The sequence below is a fragment of the Pseudomonas sp. Sample_9 genome, from assembly GCF_004307535.1.
In the GTDB taxonomy this organism is placed as follows: Bacteria; Pseudomonadota; Gammaproteobacteria; order Pseudomonadales; family Pseudomonadaceae; genus Aquipseudomonas; species Aquipseudomonas mercuritolerans.
The window spans coordinates 1-6676 of the sequence record NZ_RAZO01000411.1 but is presented as its reverse complement, the minus strand read 5'-3'; the positions used below and the strand labels follow the sequence as shown (position 1 = coordinate 6676).

The 6676-nt window shown below is 63.4% G+C and carries 2 protein-coding genes; one reads left to right on the top strand and one right to left on the bottom strand.

Going from position 1 to position 6676, the window contains the following annotated elements:
* Positions 1-157 precede the first annotated feature (157 nt).
* Complete coding sequence (locus D6877_RS23405; protein WP_130912272.1) at positions 158-2260, top strand: mechanosensitive ion channel family protein; 2103 nt, start codon at positions 158-160, stop codon at positions 2258-2260.
* 114 nt (positions 2261-2374) lie between these two features.
* Here the strand turns inward: D6877_RS23405 and D6877_RS23400 are convergent, their stop codons facing one another.
* Complete coding sequence (locus D6877_RS23400) at positions 2375-6661, bottom strand: DEAD/DEAH box helicase (protein WP_130912271.1); 4287 nt, start codon at positions 6659-6661, stop codon at positions 2375-2377.
* Positions 6662-6676: the final 15 nt, after the last annotated feature.

Sequence of the window (6676 nt, the reverse complement as noted above, 5' to 3'; positions counted from 1 at the left end):
CTTGAGTTCGACTCAAGACGTGCAGTTGGTGATTTTGGTCAGGCAACTCGGTCGGCTCCCTCTCCTGGGGGAGAGGGCTGGGGTGAGGGGGCTCTTGAACTTGCCGCGCAATTACCGATCAGTTCCTTACCAGGGTCAGCCACGGGAGATCGGAGCTTTGCGCAATTTCAGGATCGCCATTCTGCTGGGAGCGCTGCTGTGCTTCGGCGTCAACGCATCGCAAGCCGCCGCGCTGCCGGGCGTTCCGGCTGCCGCCGATACGGCGGAAAAACCCGCCGAACCGGAACCGCTGGTGCAGGGCGGTCTGCTCGGGGCGATCAGTACGAGCATCGACGATGTGCAGGAAAAACTCGATCTCAACGAACACCTGGTCGATGCCTGGCGGCTGCGCGCCGACCGTGCGGCGGATGAGGTCGATCGGCTGGTCAAGCAACCGTCGAACCGCTCGGGCTGGAGCGTGGCAGGGGATTTCCTCACGCTGTCGGGCGTATGGCTGGGCAGTTTCGCCCTGCTCACCGTGCTTGGCAGTCTATTGGCCAAGCGTCTACGTGAGGGCCGCTGGTTGCGCACCCGCCAGCGCAGTCAGGATCTCCTCGGCTATGTGCTGCCGTACACCGTGCCGGCGCTGATCTGCCTGCCGCTGACGCTGTATGTCAGCCATTTTCTGCAAGCTTCGGTGGGCCGCGCGCTGGCGCTGTGTCTGGCCTATGCCACCAGCAGCGGGATCTTTTCGACCTCGATGTTGTTGTGCGTGGTGGTGATGTTCAACGTCGGCCACAAACGCACCGCCGCGCGGATCATCCGGGAGTACTGCCCGCGCCCGCTGTTCCTGATCGGCTTTCTTGCCGCCCTCAGCGATGCCCTGACCAGCCCGCAGATCGCCCGGCAACTGGGCGGCAATATCACCAGCAGCATCGCCGTCTTCACCGGGCTGATCGCCTCGGTCATCTTCGGTTTGCTGGTGATTCGCCTGCGCCGGCCGGTCGCGCATCTGATCCGCAATCGCCCGCTCAGTCAGCGTTTGAAACAACCGTCGCTGCAAGAGTCGCTGCGGATATTTTCCGGGCTGTGGTACTGGCCGATCGTGCTGATGGTGCTGGTCTCGGCAGTCAGTCTGATCGGCATCGGCGAGGACAATCAGAAAGCTCTGCGCTGCGCCTTGTTCACCACCGTGCTGCTGATCGCCACGGTGTTTCTCAGCACCGTGTTGCAGCACCTGTTCAAGTCGCGCAAGGCCGAGGCAATCCAGCGCAGCAGTGCCTACAAGGAACGTTTTCTCAGCCTGTTGCATGCGTTGCTGCGCATCGTCATGGCGATTGTGTTCATCGATATTCTCGGGCGGATCTGGGGCGTGTCGCTGCTCGATTTCGCCCAGAGCAGCACCGTCGGTCGAGCGATCAGCAACGCCTTGAGCAGCATCGGCCTGATCTTCCTGGTGACGTGGCTGCTGTGGGTGGTGCTCGACACGGCGATTCAGGAAGCGCTGAAACCGCCGCTGAGCAAACGCGCGGCACGCCAGCCGAGCACGCGGGTGAAAACCATCCTGCCGCTGCTGCGCAATGCGATCAAAATCATCCTCGTGGTGATCTGCGCGATTACCACCATGGCCAACCTCGGCATCAACGTCGCGCCGCTACTGGCCGGTGCCGGAGTGGTCGGCCTGGCGATCGGTTTTGGTTCGCAGCAATTGGTGCAGGACGTCATCACCGGGTTGTTCATCATCATCGAAGATACCCTGTCGATCGGCGACTGGGTGGTGCTCGATTCCGGCCACGCCGGCACTGTGGAAGGTTTGACCATCCGCACCCTGCGCCTGCGTGACGGCAAGGGTTTTGTGCACTCGGTGCCGTTCGGCCAGATCAAGGCTGTGACCAACCAATCACGCCAGTTCGCCTTCGCATTTTTCTCGGTGCAGTTCACCTACGACACCGACGTCGACAAGGCCATCGAGCTGATCCGCGAGGCCGGCGATTCGATCCGCGAAGACCCGTTCCTCAAGTACAACCTGCAAGGGCCGCTGGATGTATTTGGCGTGGACAAGATGGACTTGAACGGCGTGGTGTTGACGGCGCAATTCCGCACGGTGTCCGGTGGCCAATATGCGGTGAGCCGCGCGTTCAATCAGCGCTTGAAGAAGCTTGTGGATAACACAGCGAATGTGCATTTTGCGCAGACTTATCCACAGCAGGTGTTGTTGCCTAAGCGGCAGGAGGAAGGGGCGGTGGTTGCGGGTGAAGTGCCGCAGGAGTCGCGGACCTGAAGCATGATTTTGGGGTGCAGGGCCGGCCATTCGCGAGCAGGCTCGCTCCCACAGGGGAAACGGGATTGGACTGTGGGAGCGAGCCTGATCGCGAAGACGCCGGTGCGAACACTCTCAATGCCGGATCAGCTTGGCATGCAGTTGTCCCATGGCTATCGGATCCAGCTCTACCCAAACCTGCTGCTTGCCGGCAATCACCGCCGCCACCGGCACCCCATCGCGATACACCAGCCGATTGCTCACCAGCGCCGGCACTTTCACCCCGGGCAACAAGGTCCCGGCCAGATTCAATGGATCAACCCCACACACCGCCACCAGGCTGCCGTCCTGCGGGCGTCGGCGTACTTCGCGCAGCAAGGGAATGGCTTCGGGCAAGGCAAACTGCTCGCCAGCCAGACCACTGACAAACCGCCCGCCACGAATCTCGCCCCGCGCTTCCAGACGATGAAACGTGCGCAGCAATTCCCGCCAGCTCGGCAACCAGTCTGCTTCGCGTTCCAGCAGACGCCAGAACACCACGCCGTAGCGGCGCAGCAGGGTTATGGCGACATGTTCGAGCGTCTCGGCGGCATCGGCTGACGAACCTCGGCGCAGCAATGCCCAGCGCCCGGCATCGTCCATGCCGCCGATAAACGCCCCGCGCCCGCGTCGACTGCTGCGCTGCTGGCGCTTGCTTGCGGGAGTGATCAGCGCGCGCAGACCGGCGAAGCTGTCGGCGTTCACCAAACCTGCGGCAACCAGTTCCTGCAAGGCGATTTCCAGTTCGCTGCGCAGCAGGCGCGCTTCGTGTATCAGCTCATCGAAAAACAGCGCGCCATGCTGACTCAGCGCCTCGAAGACTTTCTGTGTTTTCGGCGATAACTCACTCACTGGCGTCTGTTCCGCCAATGCACTCCACAAACCCACCTGGCTGCGCGGCAGCAGCACAATCGGTGTACTGCGCAATGCCGAGCCGCTGACCTTCTGCCGCGCGCTGATGCGCGTCCACACCAGTTTGCCGTTGCGGCACAGGTCGTCCAGCCAGCTCGGCGAGTAGTCCTTGAGGCGCGCCGGCAGGATGTCGCTGTCCCACGCCGAAGCTGCCGCCGGGTAGCCTTCGAACTGGCCGATAATCGCCGGCAACACCGCGCTGCCCTGACCTTGGGTGGCCGGCGTCAGATGCTGCCAGTCGAACAGAAAACGCATGAAATCCTGCAATGCCACCGGTTCGATTTCCCGGCGCAGGCGCTTGACCGTGTAGCGATGGATGCGCGCCAGCAGATGGCGTTCGCACCATTCTTCAATCACGCTGTTCGGCGTGAACTGGCCGCGCAACACATAACCTTCACGCTCCAGTTGCGCGAGGGCCTGATTGACTTGCGCAACTGGCAGGGCGAGCGGCTCGGCAATGGCGGGCAACGGGATTGGCCCAAAGGCGCCGAGGCGGGCGCGGATCACTTCGACCAACGCCTCATCGAATGCCCACGTGTCGTCGAAGCCGGGCAGCGCCACCGCCTCAGTCAGCAACGTCGCCTGTGGATAAAGTGCTTGCAGGCAACTCAAGCGTTCGCGGGCCAGCCATAACTGATGCTCGGCGTCGATCTGCAACAGGCAAGCGCGGCCGCTGGCCATCAGCGTTTGCAGCCAGTCCGGCCAACCCGCGTTGGCGCGGGCTTCGGCGTCGCTGATGCAGGCGAGGCTCATCAGCGCTTCGTGCATTTCATCCATGGAATTGGGCGACGGCCAGGCTTCTTCGCGCACTGCGGTGATCGCGTCGGCATCGAGCGCGCCGAGATCATCGGTCGATTGCGGATCGCTCCAGCGTCGATTGATCACCGCTTGCGTGCGGCGTTCCTCCAGCGGCGCGTCGTCGAGAAACGTGTACGGCCGGGCGCTGAGAATTTCTGCCGCCAGCGGCGACGGCGCAGGCAGATCACGGGCGATCAGGCGCACCTCGCCACGCTCCATGCGCCGCAGCAGGGTCAGCCAGCCTTCGCTGTCCATCGCTTCGTGCAGGCAATCGTCGAGGGTCTGTTCCACCAACGGATGCTCGGGGACTTCACGCTCGCCGGCGAGGTTTTCCAGGCAGGCGATCTGGTCGGGAAACACACTGGCGATCAGGTCTTCGCTTTTCATCCGTTGCAGTTGCGGAGCGACTTTGCGCCCGCCGGTAAAACGCGGCAATGCCAGCGCCACTCCGGCATTCCAGCGCCAGCGCACGCCGAACAACGGCGCATCAAGCACCGCTTGAATGAGCGTGTGTTCGGCGCTGTTGCTGTGCAGGTAACGCCAGACTTCGTCGAGCTCGAAGCTGTGACTGGTGGACAGCGACAGCACGATCGCGTCTTCGCTGGCGGCGGCCTGCAACTCGAAGTTGAAGGTGCGGCAGAAACGCTTGCGCAGGGCCAGGCCCCAGGCGCGGTTGATGCGGCTGCCGAACGGCGTGTGAATGATCAGTTGGGTGCCGCCGGACTCGTCGAAAAACCGCTCCATCAACAGCGTGTCCTGCGAGGGCAGGGCGCCAAGGGTTTGCCGTGCGCGCGCCAGATATTCGACCAATTGCTCGGCGCTGGCGAGGTTGAGGCCGAGTATGGTGGTCAGCCAGTCGAGCGCCGGTTGCAGATTACCGGGGCTGGCGCTGAGCAATTCGTCCAACTGCGCTTGCAGGCGCGCGACGGCCGCCGACAGTTCATCACTGCGCCCCGGCGCTTCGCCGAGCCAGAACGGAATGGTCGGCGGCATGCCCTGCGCATCCTCGACCCGCACTTTGCCGCTTTCCACCCGCAGGATGCGGTACGAGGTATTGCCGAGCTGGAACACGTCGCCGGCGATACTTTCCACGGCGAAGTCTTCGTTGACGCTGCCGATGTTCAAGCCCTGGGGTTCGAGCAGCACGCTGTAGTCGGCGTTATCCGGAATCGTGCCGCCACTGGTCACGGCGGTCAGCTGCGCACCACGCCGGCCACGCAAGGTGCGACTGACGGCATCGCGGTGCAGATAGGCGCTGCGTATGCCCTGGCGGCCGTTGTAACCCTCTGCGAGCATGCTCAGCAGGGCCTGATAGTGTTTTTCGTCGAGATCGCGATACGGCCACGCTTGGTGGAACATCGCCAGCAACGCGTCCTCCGACCATTCCTGGCAACTGACCTCGGCAATGATCTGCTGCGCCAGCACGTCCAGCGGCTTTTCCGGAATCTGCAGCGTATCCAGCTCGCCCCGGCGCACGCAGTCGAGCAGGGCGGCGCACTCGATCAGATCGTCGCGGGTGGTGGCGAACAAACGACCCTTGGGCGTGCCGCCGACCTGATGTCCGGAACGGCCAACCCTTTGCAGAAACGCAGCAATCGATCGCGGTGAACTGATCTGGCAGACCAGGTCGACTTCACCGATATCGATGCCTAGCTCCAGCGACGCCGTGGCGATCAGCACTTGCAGCTCGCCGCGCTTGAGCCGTTGTTCGGCGTCGAGGCGAAACTCTTTGGCCAGGCTGCCGTGGTGCGCGGCCACGGCCTGCTTGCCGAGGCGCTCGCTCAGATGCCGGCTGAGGCGCTCGGCAAGGCGTCGGGTGTTGACGAAAATCAGTGTGGTGCGGTGCTCGCGAGCGAGTTCGGCGAGGCGCTCGTACACCAGTTCCCAGACATCGTTGGCCATCACCGCCGACAGCGGCACCGGCGGCACTTCGATACCCAGGTCTCGTGGGCGGGCGTGGCCTATGTCGACGATTTCGCAGGGGCGGGCATGACCGACCAGAAACCGCGCCACGGCTTCTACCGGCTTCTGGGTGGCGGACAGGCCGATGCGGGTCAGCGGTTCGGCGCAGAGTGCTTGCAAACGCTCGAGGCTCAAGGACAGATGACTGCCGCGCTTGCCGGCGGCCATGGCGTGGATTTCGTCAATGATCACCGTGCGCGTGGTGCCGAGCATCCTGCGCCCGGATTCCGAGCCAAGCAGCACGTACAGCGATTCCGGGGTGGTGACCAGAATGTGCGGTGCGATCTTGCGCATGGCGGCGCGGTCTTTCTGCGGCGTGTCGCCGGTTCGTACGGCGGTAGTGATGGTCAGCTCCGGCAGGCCCATTTCGCGCAATTGCGCGGTAATGCCAGCGAGCGGGTTCTGCAGATTGATCTGGATGTCGTTGGACAGTGCCTTCAGCGGCGAGACATAGATCACTAGGGTTTCGGCGGGCAGGCCATCGGGCTGTTCCAGACCTCGATGGACAAGCTCATCGAGCACGGCGAGGAACGCGGTCAGGGTTTTGCCGGAGCCGGTGGGCGCGGCAATCAGCGTCGACCGGCGCTGGCGAATCAACGGCCACGCACGGGCCTGAGCGGCGGTGACCGCCGGGAAAGTCTTGTTGAACCAGGCACTGACTGCGGGGTGAAAACCGGCCAGCGCACTGTTGGCGGGGAGGGGCAGATTCATGACTGAAGTTATGCG

Bases quoted from the DNA above. Each gene is read 5' to 3' on its own strand.
- D6877_RS23400 (WP_130912271.1), bottom strand. From the start codon at position 6,661: ATGAATCTGCCCCTCCCCGCCAACAGTGCGCTGGCCGGTTTTCACCCC.